Consider the following 18,396-nt stretch of genomic DNA (forward strand, 5'->3'; position numbering starts at 1 on the left):
GGAACTCTTACAAACCTATCAAAACTTTGAATTTAGACTAGCAGTAGTTCTGATTGATAAATGTGACAAAACTCAAACTAGTAAAACGTTTACACTGTTTGTCTTTGTTCATTTCTTGTTTATATGCGATAAATCACAAATAAGATATAAATAGTAAGAATAGGTTAACCAATGACCTTGTTTTTTTGTTTTTTGGTTGTTAGTTTTAACTGGAATTGAATTTTAAAGGCTTGTAGTTATGGCAGATATAAAGTTATCAAATGTAAAAAAACGCTTTGGTAAGGTACAAACAATCCATGGTGTTGATTTAGAAATAAACCACGGTGAGTTTGTGGTATTCGTAGGCCCATCAGGCTGTGGTAAATCGACATTATTGCGCTTAATTGCGGGGTTAGAAACGATATCAGATGGTGATGTATATATTGGTGACACCTTAGTGAATGATGTAGAGCCTGCTGAGAGGGGAATATCAATGGTATTCCAATCTTATGCGTTGTACCCCCATATGACGGTTGAGCAAAATATGGGTTTTGGCTTGAAAATGAGTGGTGTAGCTAAAGATAAAGTTAAATCTCAAGTTGAGATTGCTGCACGAACTTTACAACTAGAAGAATTGTTAAAACGTAGACCTAAAGAGTTATCTGGTGGTCAGCGCCAACGTGTTGCAATTGGACGAGCTATTGTCCGTAACCCTAAAGCATTTTTATTTGATGAACCATTATCAAACTTAGATGCAGAGTTAAGAGTCGAAATGCGTTTGCAAATTGCTCGCTTACACCAAGAGTTAGATACAACAATGATTTATGTTACGCATGATCAGGTAGAAGCTATGACGCTAGCGGATAAAATTGTTGTATTAAAAGATGGAAGGATTGAGCAGGTCGGTTCACCTTTAGATCTCTATAAAAAACCAACCAACATGTTTGTGGCCGGCTTTATTGGTTCACCAAAAATGAATTTTATTGACGTAAATGTCGAACGAGTAACGGCTGATAGTTTGATTGTTAAGTTACCAGATGACCAAGTGATTGATATGCCTTTACCTGGTTTAGGTGAGGAACTTACTGGTCAAACTTTGAAGTTAGGTATTCGTCCTGAGCACTTAAATATGAAAGAAAAAGGAGAAGTTTGCATTGAATTTACTTCTGAGGTGGTTGAGCGATTAGGTAATAGTACTTATTTATTTGGTCAATATGGATACCAAGAAGGTTTCGTGGTACATCTTCCAAGTGACAAAGAAGTGAAAGCATATGAAAGCATTCCACTTTGGTTTGAAATTAGAAAGTGTCATATCTTTAATCAAGATGGCCAATGTATTAGTAACTAATTGAATAATCATCGGTTATAGGTCGCATGTCTTTGCGACCTTTTTATCTACTTACCCCTCCTAATTATACTTAGTTGTGATTTTGAAATAATACCAATATTAATCCTGCAAGCTCTTTTTGAATCATAATAATATGGTAGTAAAAAAGAAAATTTTGATGTTGCTCACGAACAATTGGTATGCTAATTGTGTAATATATGTCAAACCAATTTTATTTAATCCACCACTGGTGTGATGTGATTTATTAGTTAATGGAAGCTATATATGAAATGTTATCAAATGTACGTTGATGGTCAGTGGATCAATGCAAAAAATGGCAAATTAGATCAAGTTCTTAACCCTTCAACAGAAGAAGTCGTTGCTCAAATTCAAGATGGTGATGCTGATGATGCAGAACTTGTGTTATCGGTTGCAAAAGCAGCCCAAGCAGACTGGAAGCGAAAACCCGCTCGCGAAAGAGCTGAATTGATGAGAACGTTTGCACAAGAAATTCGTAATCAACGTGAGTTTCTAGCGGAGCTTTTAGTTCAAGAGCAAGGGAAATTGTTGAAAGTGGCGCTAGGTGAAGTCGATGTTGCTGCTTCTTTTATTGACTATGCTTGCGACTGGGCTCGTCAAATGGACGGTGATATTGTTCAATCTGATAATGAGAATGAACATATCTGGATCCAGAAGATTCCACGTGGTGTCGTTGTCGCTATCACAGCTTGGAATTTTCCATTAGCTCTTGCAGGCCGAAAAATTGGACCAGCATTAGTTGCAGGTAATACGATTGTTGTTAAGCCAACATCTGAAACACCATTAGCCACACTGGAATTGGGTTATATTGCAGAAAAAGTTGGTATTCCTGCTGGGGTTCTTAATATTGTGACCGGTGGTGGAGCAAGTCTTGGTGGTGCGTTAACTTCCAATCCTATGACTAATATGGTGACAATGACAGGTAGTACACCAGTTGGTCAGCAAATTATTAAAGCATCTTCTAATAATATGGCTCACGTGCAATTGGAGTTAGGCGGAAAGGCTCCTTTTATTGTGATGGATGATGCAGATTTAGAACAAGCTGCCGCCGCTGCATTACATTCTCGCTTTGATAACTGTGGTCAGGTATGTACATGTAATGAACGTATGTATGTTCATTCAGCCGTTTATGATGAATTCATGTCTATTTTTATGGAAAAAGTGAAAGGCATTAAGGTGGGAAATCCCATGCATGCGGATTCTGATATGGGCCCTAAAGTTAACGCCCGAGAGCTTGAACATATGGAGCAACTTGTTGCCCAAGCAATTGAAGAAGGTGCAACTTTAGCTTATGGCGGTAAGCGTTTAACTAGTGGGGAGTTTGCTCAAGGTTATTGGTTTGAACCTACCGTGCTTACCAATGTTAAGCAAGAGATGACAATCGTACATGAAGAGGCTTTTGGACCGATTCTACCTGTGATCAAGTTTGATACTTTTGAAGAAGCTATTGGTTATGCTAATGATAGCGATTATGGATTAGCAACGATGATTTGCACCCAAAATATTAAAAATGTTCATCGTTTAACTCATGAGCTTGAATGTGGTGAGATTTATGTAAATCGTGGACATGGAGAGCAGCATCAAGGATTCCATAATGGTTACAAACTGAGTGGAACAGGTGGAGAAGATGGTAAGTACGGTTTTGAACAATACTTAGAGAAAAAAACGTTCTATGTGAACTTCGGTTAATTTAATCGAGTTAATTAAACAATTAACCTCAAGCTTTATTAAAAGCTTGAGGTTTTTTTATTTGCTTAAAGATTCCTTCTAGAGAGATTGTTTAGCTAGAACATACTATGGTTATAGCTGTCAAAAGTTTTAACAAATGACTTCTCTTACATCCTCACCGCTACATGTCATCTTAAAACTTAGTGTCTCTAGGAAATAACCTCATTTTATTTAGAATTTTGTTTCTGCCTTTATGGTCGTCTTGGAATGTAAAGTTAAGATGTGAAAAGTGACCCACCTATCAAGTTAGTTAACCAATTTTAAATATTGGTTGAACTTACAATGCCGTGGTTTATATTTGAATTTAATGTTTATATATAAATCTATCTGTAAGGGTGAGAAATGAAAGAAATATTAGATTTAAGTGGCTGTCGTTGGCAGATGGAACGGATGCGTCCGGGGCAAGGGGTGATTGAGGGGTTACACCTCTTACCTGCAGAGTATCAAGGTACTCACTTCAGCTGGAATTTTGGAAAGGTGCCTGGAGATGTATATACGGATCTTCATCGTGCAAATGAAATAGATGATCCATATTTTGGGCGTAATATGCACAAAGCCAAGTGGGCAGCTGAATATGAATGGTGGTATAGCCGTCGTTTTGAAGTACCTCAAAGCATGCAAGGCAAGCAGGTTTTTCTTAAATTTGAAGGTGTTGATTATAGCTGTGAAGTATGGCTAAACGGTCAATACCTCGGCCGCCATGAAGGAATGTTCTCATCTTTTGAATTTGATATTACTGAAGTTGTCAGCTATGAAGATTGGCGTGATGGTTCGAATATGTTGATGGTGAAATTAGACCCGCCACCAAAGAATTATCGTAATTGTGGTGGTAAAAAAGTAAATTTCTCCGGCGATTATTTTTCTGGGCTTGTGCCTTTTGGTATTTGGCGTCCAGTGCTGGTGGAAGCACGTGATAAAATGAATATTAACGATGTTCGCGTTGATGTCACTATACCCAATGAACAATTGGCGATGGTGGATTTAGGGTTAGAAATTCAAAATCAGACAGAACAAGCGCAAGACTATCAATTGGCAATCAAACTTACGGGTAAAAACTGCCAAGCAACACCATTTGAATGGCAACAAAAGTTGAATATTCCAGCTGGTGAAAGTATTCAAGACGTTAAACTCAAGATTGAAAATCCATTACTTTGGTGGCCATGGGATATGGGAACTCCTAATCTACATAATTTAACGGTAGAACTATGGAAAGATGGTGTACTTGTTGATGACTTTCAGGAAACCATTGGCTTACGTGAAATCACAATGGAACTGAATCCAGGATATACAGATGAAGAGCGTGAATACCCTTGGACCTTTGTAATTAATGGTAAACGTCACTTCTTGCGTTCTGCTTGTTGGGGAGGGCAACCTTCTTTCCTTTATGGTCAAAATAGTGAAGCGAAGTATGAAGATCGTCTTGAAAAAGTGCGTGAAGCTAATATCAATAATTTGCGCATTTTTGGTTGGCATCCGCCAGAAATTCCAGATTTTTACCGTTTATGTGATGAGCTAGGGATTACGGTATGGACGAACTTTACCTTAGCAACTCAAGCATATCCCGATACAGAAGAATTTATTAATGGGGTTCTGCATGAGTGTGAGCATACGGTTAAACAACGTCGTAATCACCCTTCACAAGTTTTCTGGATGGGGGGAGAAGAAGTATTTTTCTCTGGAGCACATGAAGAAAGTGGAAATAAAGCTTTGATGGAACGGATTGGCGCTAGTGTCAATAGCATCACGAACGTACCTTACGGGTTAGCATCACCACTAAGTTCTGATTCTGCCGTGAATATGGGCTTTAAACCTCATGAATCAATTCATGCAAACGAGCACTATTACCAAGGTGGGGCAGAGTTTATGGAGGAATATTATCCTGCATTAGACTGTTGCATTATTCCTGAGCTAACAGCAGCTTCAGCACCAAGTATTGAAAGTTTGAAGAAGTTTATTCCAGAAAATGAATTGTGGCCAATGGGGCCAAGTTGGGCATATCACTGGGCAGATATTGATATTCTTAAGAACTTAAATTTTGAAGTATTTAATGATTATAAATTAGGTTCGTTAGAAGAATTTGTTGAAGCGACTCAAGTTGCTCAGGGAACTGTAATTCAGTTTGCTCTAGAAACTTATCGTCGCCGTAAGCCTAAAATGAGTGGGGTCGCTTTATGTCACTTTATTACGCATGTGCCTGATATTAAATGGGGAGTAGTCGATTTTTACGGAGAGAAGAAAATTAGCTTTGATTATTTAAAACGAACATATCAGCCGTTGTTACCTAGTTTGGCCTTCAGTAAGCGTCGCTGGACCTCAGGCTGTGCATTCAAAGGTCAACTTTGGATCGTTAATGATTTCCAACACTCATATCAAGATTTGACGTTGAAATGGTGTATTCAATGTGGCGAAGATTTGACTAAAGGTGATGTCATTATTGCCAATGTTGGTTCAGATAGTGCGGTTGAGTTTTCTGATCTTGATTGGACAGTACCCGAGGGACTAGAAGATAGTTTTGAGGTAACACTACGTCTGATTGATGATGAAGGTAAATTATTGGCGGATAATCATTATGTGTTGTTAATTGGTGATCAACAACACGCGAAAGCTAAAAGTCTCGCTTTCTTAGCGGAGGCTCAGGAAAGGTTAGAAAAGCATGGACATAGTATTTATCGCTACTGGCCAGAAATGTGGTAATAACCTAATATTTTATAATTGTTAACGTTACCACTTTTAACTGTGGGATTTTAAAGTGGAGTACATGATGCTCCACTTTTTTATGCCATCAGGAGAATAGAATGAATCAAAATAGTGATATTCAACAGCGAATGAGAATTGTGACATTAACTTGGCCAATTTTTATTGAAGTACTATTGAGAGCAGCACTGAATACAACAGATATATTTATGCTGGGTCATTATTCTGATTTGGCGGTGTCCGCTGTAGGCGTTGTGTCTCAAATTATGTTTTTCTTGCTGATTATTTGCATGATGGTTAGTAGTGGCACCGGTATTTTGATTGCTCAATATAATGGTGCTTCCGATTACCATAAATCTGCTCAAGTTGGAGTGGCGAGTATTCTGTTGGCAGTGCTCGTGGGTAGCTTGCTTAGTTTCAGTGTTTTTATCAGTTCATATCAAGTGGTAGGTTTGTTTGATTTAGATGCCCAAGTAGCACAGTTTGGTTATGACTACTTGGTGATCACTGGTGCTTGTACCTTCAATCTTGCGATAAGTATAGTGTTAACGACCATTTTACGCAGTCATGGATATTCTCGTTCTCCTATGATGATTAATCTGATTGCAGGGGTCATTAATGTGGTGGGAAACTATATGGCTTTGTATCAACCTTTTGGACTGCCTGTATATGGTGTGACGGGGGTCGCCGTGGCGACCGTGGTGAGTCAGTTTTTTGTAACAGCGGTTCTTATTGTTATTTGTGCGCAATCTAAGGTGTCGCTTCCTTTTTCGAAATGGAAATCTATCCCTTCTTTTGTGTATAAACAGATCCTAAAAATTGGAGGTATGAATGCAGGCGAGGTTTTGTCTTATAATCTAGCGCAAATTGCGATTACCTATATTGTGGTGCGTTTAGGAACACATTCCTTGGCCGCCTTCACTTATACACAAAATATTACACGAGTTGCTTTTGCTTTTTCTTTAGCTTTAGGTCAAGGAGCACAAATACAAACCAGTTATTATGTAGGGAAAGGCTGGGTAGAAGATATTTTCAAACGAGTTACAACATATTATTTAGTTGGCTTATCCGTCACTATGGGGATTATCGGTGTCATCTTTATTATGCGATATTCTATTATTGGACTTTTTACTGATAACCTAGAAATTATTGCGATGGTTGCCAGCTTGCTTTTAGGTGCTTTTTTTGTTGAGTCTGGTCGCTGTGCTAATCTCATTTTTATTGCAGCATTAAAAGGGGCTGGCGATATTAAGTTTCCTGTACAAATAGGAATCCTCTCAATGTGGGGGTTATCGGTGGTGTTTAGTTACTTATTGGGTATTCATTGGGTGTACGGAGTATTGGGTGTGTGGGTAGCTTTAGGTATTGATGAATGGGTTCGTGGGGTTGTGATGATCTTACGCTGGCGTTCTAAACGATGGGCTCAATTTGTGTTTACTGGAAATAATGAGCAAGACCAAGTAGCCATAAAATCTTCTTAGGTTCTGCTCACTGTGAATTTATTAGCAGCCCAATTGATGTGTAATAAGTTGAGCTTTGCTCATTAACTCGTCACGAATGGCTTCTTTAGTCCATGGTGAATGTTCCATTCCTTGTAGAATAGACACGCCCAATGCTGCAATAACCAATCCTTCCTTTTGTCCAATTAAAGCGGAAATATCTAATACACCAGATGCTTGATGTACTTGTCCTTGATGCCAGCCTTGTTGCTGTATGCGGCTGAGTTGCTGTGATAAATCATCGGGGATTGTATGTTGAGATTCGGCGTCTCTTTCCAAAATCATATGACGAACTTCATCATTACTATTGGCTAATAAAACCCATCCAGAAATACTTTGTGTCGTTGGAAAGATAGCACCTTCTGCAATATTGAGTGATAGCGGTTCATGGCTTCGCGCATTGACAATTACCATTGTCTGACTTTGGTATAGCATACTCAGGTGACATGAATGGCCAATTGTTACAGCGAGGTCTTCCATATGAGGAATTGCGCACTGACGAATCTTATCCAAAGGATCAATACGACGTGATAAATTGTATAACTTTAACGAAACCCGATACTTTCCAGCGTCATCTCGAATTAAATAACCACGAACTTCTAGTCCAATTAGTACACGATATAACTCATTAGGGGTACGCTCTAAAGCTTGTGCTATTTCAAGTTTATTTAGAGGGCGCTCAGTCATGACTAACAACTCTAAAATATCAAACCCTTTGTCTAAGGCCGGTACTGCGTATTTTTTATTATTTATCATAAATACCTTGGCTAAAATTAAATTTTTTCATTACAAACTATTTTAATAATAACTAAAATTTTTTAAAAAATCAGTTTCTATATTTTCAATAAGTTACTTTAACTTGATCACAAAAACATTTTATTTTCTTGCCCATAATGTAAACGTTTACTTTGCTACGGTTGAGTAAGCTTATAATAACAATTGAAATAAAAGGATATTATAGTGAACTTTAAGAGAAATTCTATCGCCTTAGCTGTTTTATCAGGAGTATTGATAGCAAGTTATACGGCGACCTCAACCCCGGTATTTGCTGATACAAAAGCTGAAAAACAAGAAGATTTAAGTAGTGTTAGTGTACCAATCGAATTAACGGATGATGCTTTTTTGGATAAAACAGCAACATCGTTTACTTCTTATGCCAAGCACGGAGATGCTTTAAAAGTACATTTTGATGCTGTTTCTAAAGATGAAGCAAATTCAAAATGGCCTAATATCAAGCTCCGCCCAGTTGCAGGGACATATGATTGGCTTAATAAAGGTGGCTTGAAGCTTAAATTAGAAAACCCAGGAGATAGCAAGGTGCGATTTGAATTGAAAGTCGCAGATAGCATTGGAATTATGGGGGCAGAATCACATCAATTAGATTTACCTATTTATTTAGATGCTGGTGAAACTAAAACGGTTGATTTTCTTTTTAATGGTACAGAGAGAGGACTAGAGGGTTACCGTGGTGGTAGTGAACTTGACTTAAAAAGTATTGCTGAATTTCAATTTTATGCAGTGGGTCCAGTTGAGCAACAAGAAGTAATCATTCATTCAATCGATTATATTGAAGGGACTGGAGACTTTGTTAAATCTCAAGCACGTACAGATACTGTTATTCAAACCGAGATTCCTAGTTTATTGACCGTTGCAGATTTTGAAAAATCTGCAGATATGGCCAAGATTGAGCGAAATACGGGAACCAAAATCAAATCAACCTCTTCCCATTCGGGGAATGCATTGCGAGTTACTTATACAACCGATGAAGCATATCCTACAGTCAAATTTTCAGCAGGAAATAAAAAAGGTCAAGTATGGGATTGGTCTCATCATGGTGATGTTGCGCTGGCTTTCGATGCAAAAAACTTAGGTGAAAGTGGTGTTCAACTATTTGTACGTGTTGATGATGACCTTGATGAAAAACTAGGTGGGCAATCAAATGGTTCAGTACATAGCCGAACTGGATATGTGCAAATTGCACCGAACTCAGATGGAACATATTATGTTACGCTCAAAGACTTGGCTGAGGGTTTAAGTTCGGGTATGCGAGGTGAACCACCTAAGAAATCTTTTGCTGCGACTCAAGTTGTTTTTGGCTGGGGAGAAGGGCAATTAAATCCATCTAATATCGTTAGTTTTCAGCTTTACATGATGAACCCTACAACGACATCGGAGTTAGAATTTGATAACTTCCGCTTAATACCAAATTTAAGTACAGATACAGAGCGCTATGTAGGTTTGGTTGATAAATTTGGGCAATACACCCAAGAAGATTGGCCATTAAAAGTCCATGATGAAAAAGAGTTAAAAGAGCATGGTAAAGAAGACCTTGCATTAGTTAAGTCTGCCACATTAATGCCAGACCGCAGTAAGTTTGGAGGATGGAAAGAAGGACCGAAATTAAAAGGGACAGGGTATTTCCGTACTGAAAAAATAGAGGGTAAGTGGGCTCTTGTCGATCCTGAAGGTTACTTATATTTTGTTACAGGTTTAGATAATATTCGTCTTGATGATAGCTATACCGTTACAGGTGTTGATTTTGCTGATACAAAAGATATTGATACGAGTGTCTTCCGCCCAAGTGAAATTTCTACCGGTGGGTATATAGAAAATACCGACAAACGTGTTGTGAAATCAGATTTACGACATGGAATGTTTACTTGGTTACCTGATTATAAAGAAAAGCTTGCTGATAACTATAGTTATAACCCAATGGTACATGCTGGACCATTGAAACATGGTGAAGTATTCAGTTTTTATGCTGCAAATCTACAACGTAAATATGGTACTGATACACAAGCTCAAACTCATGATGTGTGGCGTGATGTGACCTTAGCACGCATGCAAGACTGGGGCTTTACTTCTTTGGGTAATTGGTCAGAGCCTGCCGCTTTCTATGGTAATAAAAAAGTACCTTACACGGCACACGGTTGGATTACAGGCAAACACCAAAAGATTAGTACCGGCAATGATTACTGGGGACCATTGCATGACCCGTTTGATCCAGACTTCCGAAAATCAGTAGCAGAAATGGCAAAGAATGTGGCTGATGAAGTAAATAATGACCCGTGGTGTATCGGTTATTTTGTTGATAACGAATTAAGTTGGGGGAACACGGAGGTAGATGCAAACCATTATTCACTTGCAGTATCCGGGCTGAAAATGAAAGAAAGCGAAAGCTCAGCTAAAAAAGCATTTGATAAGGTATTAAAAGATAAATATGGCTCCATCGATAAATTGAACAAGTCATGGGGAATACAAGTTAAATCTTGGGATGAATTTTCACAAGGGTTTAATTTTACAGGCAATTATACTGCTTCAGTAAAAGAAGATCTTAGTCAACTACTCTTTGTTCTTGCTGATCAATATTTTAAAGTTGTGAATGAAGAAATGCGAAAAGTCATGCCACACCATTTGAACTTAGGATCTCGTTTTTCTGATTGGGGTATTACTCCTGAAGCTGCTAAGGCTGCAGCTAAATACGTTGATGTAATGTCATATAATCTTTATGCCAAAGACTTGGAATCAAAAGGAGATTGGAGTCGTTTAGAGGAGTTAGATAAACCAAGTATTATTGGGGAATTCCATTTTGGAGCGCTTGATTCAGGATTATTCCATCCAGGGATTGTGAGTGCAGACGATCAACAAGGTCGTGCTGATGCATATAAACATTATATGGAAAGTATTATCGCAAATCCGTACTTTATAGGAGCCCATTGGTTCCAGTACATGGATTCACCTGTTACTGGACGCGCATGGGATGGTGAAAATTATAATGTTGGTTTTGTGACAGTTACCGATACACCCTATACACCATTGGTGGAAGCTGCAAAAGAAGTAAATAGAAACTTATACCAACAACGATATGGTGATTTGAAATAATCAATAAATCATTGAATTTGTTGTAAATAGGGGCTTCGGCCTCTATTTGTATTTCTACGGTCGGAAATGAATATACAATTTAGAGTTCTTAAAATTAGTTAATAAATTTTGATTGTTTTCATCAATGTGTGATCCAAATTGGTAAATTGGTTTTCCAATTGGATTATTATCCGTGTAATCGTTTAACCAGGTGGTAAATAAAAATGAATACACAATATTCGAAAGCGGTAACCTATGCGTTAATTGTTGCATTAGGTGGTTTTGTTTTTGGTTTAGATGCAGCAGTTGTTTCGGGGACTGTTAGGTATATCAGTGCTGAATTTGATTTGACTAATATGCAACTTGGTGTTGTCGTTAGTGCACCAAGTTTAGGTGCGATCATTGCACTTTTAATTGCTGGTAAGTTGAGTGATAAGTTTGGACGCAAAAATACACTGATAGGTATTGCTGGGCTGTATTTATTTTCAGCTATTGGCTCTGCGCTTTCTACTTCTTTTGAAATGCTGACAGCTGCACGATTTGTTGGTGGTTTAGCATTCTGTTCATTATCCATTGCTTCTATGTATATTGGTGAAATTTCTCCCGATAAAGTTCGTGGCAAGTTAGTTTCAGCTAATCAGCTAAGTATCGTTTTGGGGTTGTCTTCTACATACTTTATCAATTATTTTTTAGTCTCAAATCTTTCGGAAGGAAGCTTGCTTTTTTCTGAGGCGAACATTTGGCGTACGATGTTTGCAACAGAAATTATTCCTGCACTAATTTGGTTTATCTTATTGTTTAAAGTTCCGCAGTCCCCTCGTTGGTTGATTTCCAAAGATCAAGATGCAAAAGCTAAAGCTATTCTAGTTGAGCTTTATCAAAACGAAGAAGAGAGCACTGCTGTCTATAGAGATATTCGTTCTCGTATTGAAAACTTTTCACAACCAAAGTATTTACATCAGATTCATGCTTTGTTCTCTACACGTATGCGAAAAATGGTTTTAATTGGAGTGACGATCGCAATTGTGCAGGGGATTACAGGGATGAATGCAATTTTGTTCTATGCACCTACAGTGTTCGAACAAATTGGTTTTAGTGGTAATGCTGCATTCCAGCAAGCGACATACGTAGGTATTGTCAGCTTCATTTTTACAGTATTTGCTATCTTGTTCATTGATAAAGTAGGTAGGAAACCACTTATTGTCCTTGGGTTAACTGCAGCAGTGATTAGTCATACGATGTGTTGGTATGGTTTTAATAATGCAAGTTATATGGTGACAGAAAAATCAGTGCAAAGTTTATCCGCAGTTATGGATACGGCACCATTAGAGCCATTAATCAATCAGTCTTTTGAGAAAGATACCGAATTTAAACAGGCACTTTCAAGTGTTTTAGATACGTCAACGTTGAAGAAAGATGAAGCAACTATTATTGAGGCTTCTATCCATATAAATCCTGTGTTGGTATTAATCGGTATATTAGCGTTCATTGCTGCTTTCCATATTTCTATTGGTCCGATTATGTGGGTATTGTTTTCTGAAATATTCCCTAATTCGGTACGTAGTGCTGCGATTCCTATGTGTGCATTAGTGACCAGTATTGCAAGTTATCTAATTCAGCAATTCTTCCCATGGCAATTGGCTAATATGGGTGCAGCAAATACCTTTTTATCTTATGCAGGCTTTTCATTGATAGGTTTAGTGTTTTTGTTCTTCTTATTACCAGAGACTAAGAACAAGAGTATTGAAGAAATTGAACTAGCGTTAAGTCGTTCGTAAAATATCGATTCATAAGGCAAAAATAAAGAGCATCACCAGAAATGGTGATGCTTTATTTTTGGTATATACCCAAGTAACTTGCACCTTGAAGTTACTTGGGTATAAATGACCGATGTGGTTTGAACTACAAAAAGAGTGTTGTTTTTATACCATCAAGTTCAACGGTAAGTTCAAGGTTGGAGTGAGTGGCCTCCATTTCTATAATGACTAAGGCTCTTCCTTGGTGGGTCGTGATGGATTGCTCTTTCGATGTGTGAATCTTATGAGGTTGGGTACTTGAGGCTGAGCCGTTATCTACGCCTATGATTTTGCCGCATGTTGTGCTTAATTTGATATTTCTTTCTTGGTGTCTAACAGGGTTATTATCTTGATCTGCTAACTGTATAACCAGTTGTTTCAGATTAGAGTTATGAGTGGATTCATCCAAAATTTGAACTTGAGTTGCCTCAGTACTGGTTGAAATAAACTCTTGAGTAACGATTTGTCCCTCATTGATACCTTTTGCGATTAATTGTCCACTATGATAAGGAAGAGCCCAAAGGAAAAAACGGTCTTCTTGTTCAAGCAGAGATTGTTGGCCAATGCAGCGGTCATTTAACCACAGTTCCACTTGTTCGCAGTTAGACAAAACTTCAACAATGATCCATTCATCTTGGGAGTAATTCCAATGTTGATGTCGCTCTTCCCATACCCAAAGGGCTTGTTTCCATGCGTCGGGATCGGTAGCTTTAGCGCTAAAAGTTGAAGGTTCAAGAACGAAGTCAGTCTTACTCGCTTGTTGGGTTGAAATATGCACCATAGGCTGTTCAGTCCATAATGACTGGAATAAATAGTAGGATTGCTTTTCAAAGCCAGCAGCATCCAGTAAACCACTGTTTGTGGTGCGCGTTGGCCATTGATTATGGCTTTCTCCCATATAATTAATACCTGTCCATAAAAAGAGCCCTGCGACATGTGGACGGTCTAATACTGCTTTCCATTCATGCCATTGAGGTAGGTTTTCATTCCCGATAATAGGCAGATTAGGGTAGTTCTCATGCCCGTAGTCATATACAACACGGCGGTAGCTAAAACCAATAACATCAAGTGCATCTGCATAACCGGATAAGTAGCTGGCGGAAGGAAGTATACAGTTGGCAGTGACAGGACGAGTGGTGTCCAATTCTTTAACCCACTGAGCCAGTTTGTTTGCAGTTTGACCAATATCATATTGGTGCTGAGGTAAGTCAGTCAGAGCTTGTTTGATTTCTTGTGGAGTATGAGGGGGTAAGCTCCAGAAGTAGTTACCATCCCATTTAGCATCAAAAAAGCCTGTTGCTTGTACATTTCTTGGATATGTCCATTCAATCTCATTACCGATACTCCACATAAAAATGCAAGGGTGGTTGAAATGACTTTTTAATGTATTTTTCAAATCTCGTTCTGCATTAATTTGAAAATCAAAGCTATAGCCTTGTGATTCAAAATCATCATGCTGATTACCCATATTGAGACGTTTATCTTTAGGGTAGTCCCATTCGTCAAAAAATTCATCTTGGACTAAGAAACCAAGTTGATCGCAGAGTTTTAGAAGTTCAACAGAGGCTGGATTATGTGCGATACGAATGGCATTAACACCAGCTTTCTTGAGTTTGGTTAGTCGGCGTATCCAAACTTCTCTAGGAACTGCGGCCCCGACAAGTCCACCATCATGGTGTAAACACACTCCTTTGATCTTCATTGATTGGCCATTGAGATAAAAACCAGTATCAGCACAAAAATGAAAATCTCGAATACCGATGTTGGTTTGAATCTCATCAACTATTGTATTGCCTTGATACACACGAGTCTGGACTTGGTACAGAGAGGGTGAACTTGGGGACCAAAGTTTAGGTGTGTTGAGTGGTATATCTAATATAACTGAGTGGGAACCTTGGGCTAAAGTTACTTGTTGTTGCTCATTAGCGACTAAATTGTTCTCCCAAAAGATATTAGTCTCTATCTTGAGTGCTACATTTTCTGGCTGATCATTTTGAAGTTGTAAGCTTTGCTGTATTAAGGCTGTATTGGCATCAATGACGGTTGAGCGTAATTGGTTTTCCCAAATTGGGATATAGATATCTTGGGTTGTAATAAGTTCAACATTACGATAGATACCAGAACCGGTATACCAACGACTATCAATATATCGACGACGATCGACTTGGATTTCTAATTGGTTGTTAGCTTGTAAATAGTCGGTAATATCGAGTACAAAAGGGGAATATCCATAGGCCTGATAGTGTAATTCCTGTTGGTTGAGCCTGATTGTGGCATGATTATAAATGCCATCAAACACTAAAAAAGCCTTGCGCTGCGAATGAGAAAGAGGGTTATCAAAGCTTTTTCTATACCAGCCTATTCCTCCCGGTAAATAACCAGTTGCGCCATCACACTCTGGATTAAAATCCTGTTTAATGCTCCAGTCGTGAGGTAGTTGAATTTCTTCCCATGCAGATTCCTGTGGAGTCTCATTGAGTTGAAATTGCCAATTTTGATTAAATAATGACTGATGGCGGCTGGCTTGTTGATCTAGTGAGTTCATCGTTAAATCCTCTAGGAAGCGAAAGAGCTATAAATAAAAAAGGTTCTCATGATGAATATGAGAACCTTTCCATTGTGGAGAAGATAACCTCGCTGATATCCCCAGGCGGTGAACGGACAGTGAGGTTTTAATTAATTAATTACTGTTTTGGAAGGTACCCGCATCTAAAATTTGGCGCTTGATTCGATAGCGACAAATAAAGTTCCAGTTCCAAGAATCATCATATTTATGGCAGACACCCCACTCCAAACCTGGATCAGGCAAGTTGCCCTCTTCTGGATTGCGGAAGATACCTAAAGCTTCAGGTGCACCTTTGATATGGGACATGATTTGGAAATTAATACCATCTGGTGCCCATTGAATGGTGTTTTTTTCAGGCCCATCTGTCGTGATCAATGACGCTATACCGTTATTTTGATGCCATACTGCGACTTCGTGACCAGAGTTTGAAATTGGGTTGAACTCTGACTTGATATAAGGGCCGAGTATATTATCCGCAATAGCAACGCCATGCTTAATTTCACGGCCACCCATGTTCATTTCTTCACCCATGGTTTCACCTTTATAATAAAGATAAAATTTATTGTTAAAATACATTAAGCAAGGATCATGTACTTTGTGGCTATCAAAACTACCTTTCGATTTTACATGGAATCGGTTGTCTTCACCGCCTTGCCATTCTCCATCTTTTTCAGGGCTTAAAATTGGCGCATCAGATGTGTTCCAAGGTCCATATGGAGAATCAGACCAAGCGATAGCAATTTCTTCAAATTGACGATTGGTATATGGCGCTTGTACTGTTTGGTAAACTAAATAATATTTACCATCATGAGCAAGTACCTCTGGTGTGAAAACAGCTCGATCATCATAACGACCAGATTGACCTGGTTGAATTGCGGGTCCTTGCTCTTTCCATGTATACCCATCTGTGGATGTTGCATGCCACACTTCGGTCTGATCCCATGGAAAAACCTTATCATCAGGGTTACCAGTAAAACCTTTAGTTTCCCCTTCACCTTTGGTATACCAGCAATGGTAATGTCCATCAACTAGAATGACGGCAGTAGGATCTCGACGAATGACGCCTTCCTCAAAAGCGAAATCACCTTTTAATTCTTCGACCTCAAATTCTATTAACCACTCTGGGCCACGGTTATCATAACCGCGGTCAATTGCACGTTGCGAAGCTAAACTGAGTTTTTTAATTTTTGACATCTTTACACACCTCTATAAAAGATTAAGCCAACGTAAACCAAGAATGGTCAATCTGCAAATTGATTTACATGTTATTTCAAACTTATTGACCAGTTGGTGATTTGTCGCACATTTATGAAAATTCACCCCATTTGCATTTTTAATGTAAGTTGTTGTTTGTTATGTGTTTATTGGTATTTTTTTAACTTTTTGGTTAAACGTTTACAGTTGCCGTGGTTAACCTTGCTTAAAATGTTAAATATATCACTAATTTAATATGAACAATTTGTTATTTTTTAAATGAATGTATTGGCAATTAATAATAAATAACTACATTTTAAATAAGGAAATATAATGAACAAGCAGTTTAAATACTCTACATTGTGTGCTTCTTTACTATTATCGCTTTCGGCTAATGCGGCAATTGAAGAAGGGATGAATTACCACGGTTATGCTAAAGCAGGTATTGGTATTACAAATGACCCTGTTTTAAATAAAACGGCATATGACTGGGCAAATACAGGAAGCAATGTATTTCGTTTGCCTGGTAATACTTATACTGATACTTCAGCTGGTCGTCTAGGTAATGAATCAAACTGGCTCGAGATGCATTTTGATTATGGCTACGCAGCTAAAAATGATATGAACTGGGGTGTAAACGCTAACATTGTTTATGGTACAGAGCTGGCTCTAGATGAACTCTATGTGGTCGCGGATGGTGTTATTCCATCTAATCCTTCCGCAACGTTTTGGGCTGGTAAGCGCTATTACGGACGTGTAGAAACCTTTTTAACTGACTCACAGCCGTTATCAAGTGATGGTGCTGGCTTTGGTATAGATAATATTGATGTTGGAATTGGTAACCTTTATGTAGGGGTGACTCGAAATTTGTATGATGAAGGTGCTAATGGAGCCGGTCCAGCAGGTGGTGATGATGACTCTGGCGAGATGATTGCATTTAGTACTTCATTACGTGACATCGTATTAGCCGAAAACTTATCACTTAACCTCTATGCTAACTACGGTACTTACATGGGGCCAAACAAAGATGAAGATCATCCTTCAGGTAATGGTACCTATAAAGATATGAACCCAGACGGCTACCAAGCTGCGGCTAAGTTACGTTATGGTGATTGGGCTAACTGGGACGAGTTATTTGTTCGTTATAGCCGTAATGCAACAGGATCGTTAACACGAGGTTCATGGGAAGCGCTGGCAACTGATCAATTTGGTGCGTTTTTCCAAGGTTATAAAGAGCTCACAGACTCTGTTCGATTAAACTACATCGCACAACATGAAAATGCAAAATTTGACGAAGAAGCTCGAGCGCGTGCAGGAACTCAACTATATGAATCAAATTGGAATACATTTGTTGTTCGTGGAACATATGTTTGGAATGAGAGAACGTCAACAGAAATTGAAACTGGCTATGAATTTGCTGATTTAAAAGGTGTTAATAAAGCAGATGATGGTACCAATGATGGTTATAAAGTGACCTTGGCTCAAAACTTACACATTGGAGGTGGTTTTTGGGATCGCCCCGTCATTCGCTTATATGCAACTTATGCAGATATGAATATTGAATCAAAAGTCTATGACCGTTGGGCTATTGATGGCGATATTCCAATGGGGAGCTCAGACGCTTTATCATTTGGTGTTCAATTCGAAGCTTGGTGGTAACGTTTTCTTGCCTTGATGTAAATCAGCAACCTTTGACATGAGGTCTGTAGGTTG

Annotated in this window: 10 protein-coding genes; 7 read left to right on the plus strand and 3 right to left on the minus strand. The window is 38.5% G+C overall.

Annotated elements, in window-relative coordinates; genetic code table 11:
• Positions 1–238: 238 nt before the first annotated feature.
• From ugpC to L3V25_RS02020, 4 genes are all read left to right on the plus strand, one after another.
• On the plus strand, positions 239–1,327 hold the full coding sequence (gene ugpC, locus L3V25_RS02005; RefSeq protein WP_237293828.1) for a sn-glycerol-3-phosphate ABC transporter ATP-binding protein UgpC: 1,089 nt from the start codon (positions 239–241) through the stop codon (positions 1,325–1,327).
• A 264-nt stretch (positions 1,328–1,591) separates the two neighbouring features.
• Positions 1,592–3,034 carry an aldehyde dehydrogenase gene (gene aldA, locus L3V25_RS02010; protein ID WP_237293829.1) on the plus strand — a complete coding sequence of 481 codons (1,443 nt, stop codon included), beginning with the start codon at positions 1,592–1,594 and terminating at the stop codon, positions 3,032–3,034.
• A gap of 381 nt (positions 3,035–3,415) precedes the next feature.
• Entirely contained in the window at positions 3,416–5,767 is a 2,352-nt protein-coding gene (locus tag L3V25_RS02015) for a sugar-binding domain-containing protein (protein WP_237293830.1), read from the plus strand.
• A 101-nt stretch (positions 5,768–5,868) separates the two neighbouring features.
• A complete protein-coding gene (locus L3V25_RS02020; RefSeq protein ID WP_237293831.1) occupies positions 5,869–7,248 on the plus strand; it encodes an MATE family efflux transporter in 1,380 nt (459 codons plus the stop codon).
• A 21-nt stretch (positions 7,249–7,269) separates the two neighbouring features.
• Here the strand turns inward: L3V25_RS02020 and L3V25_RS02025 are convergent, their stop codons facing one another.
• Positions 7,270–8,022, minus strand: a complete 753-nt coding sequence (locus L3V25_RS02025) for an IclR family transcriptional regulator C-terminal domain-containing protein (protein ID WP_237293832.1) — start codon at positions 8,020–8,022, stop codon at positions 7,270–7,272.
• 204 nt (positions 8,023–8,226) lie between these two features.
• Here L3V25_RS02025 and L3V25_RS02030 point away from each other — a divergent pair, with 204 nt between their 5' ends.
• A complete protein-coding gene (locus tag L3V25_RS02030) occupies positions 8,227–11,148 on the plus strand; it encodes a beta-galactosidase (RefSeq protein ID WP_237293833.1) in 2,922 nt (973 codons plus the stop codon).
• A 203-nt stretch (positions 11,149–11,351) separates the two neighbouring features.
• Positions 11,352–12,905, plus strand: coding sequence for a sugar porter family MFS transporter (locus tag L3V25_RS02035; RefSeq protein WP_237293834.1), 1,554 nt, complete (start codon positions 11,352–11,354; stop codon positions 12,903–12,905).
• A gap of 124 nt (positions 12,906–13,029) precedes the next feature.
• On the opposite strand, the gene L3V25_RS02040 is transcribed toward L3V25_RS02035, so the two are convergent.
• Positions 13,030–15,468, minus strand: coding sequence for a glycoside hydrolase family 2 TIM barrel-domain containing protein (locus L3V25_RS02040; RefSeq protein ID WP_237293835.1), 2,439 nt, complete (start codon positions 15,466–15,468; stop codon positions 13,030–13,032).
• A gap of 135 nt (positions 15,469–15,603) precedes the next feature.
• A complete protein-coding gene (locus L3V25_RS02045; protein ID WP_237293836.1) occupies positions 15,604–16,683 on the minus strand; it encodes a family 43 glycosylhydrolase in 1,080 nt (359 codons plus the stop codon).
• Between the two features lie 333 nt (positions 16,684–17,016).
• Here L3V25_RS02045 and L3V25_RS02050 point away from each other — a divergent pair, with 333 nt between their 5' ends.
• Positions 17,017–18,342, plus strand: a complete 1,326-nt coding sequence (locus L3V25_RS02050) for a carbohydrate porin (protein WP_237293837.1) — start codon at positions 17,017–17,019, stop codon at positions 18,340–18,342.
• Positions 18,343–18,396 lie beyond the last annotated feature (54 nt).

Origin of the sequence: Vibrio sp. CK2-1, from assembly GCF_021726515.1 — a bacterium.
In the GTDB taxonomy this organism is placed as follows: Bacteria; Pseudomonadota; Gammaproteobacteria; order Enterobacterales; family Vibrionaceae; genus Vibrio.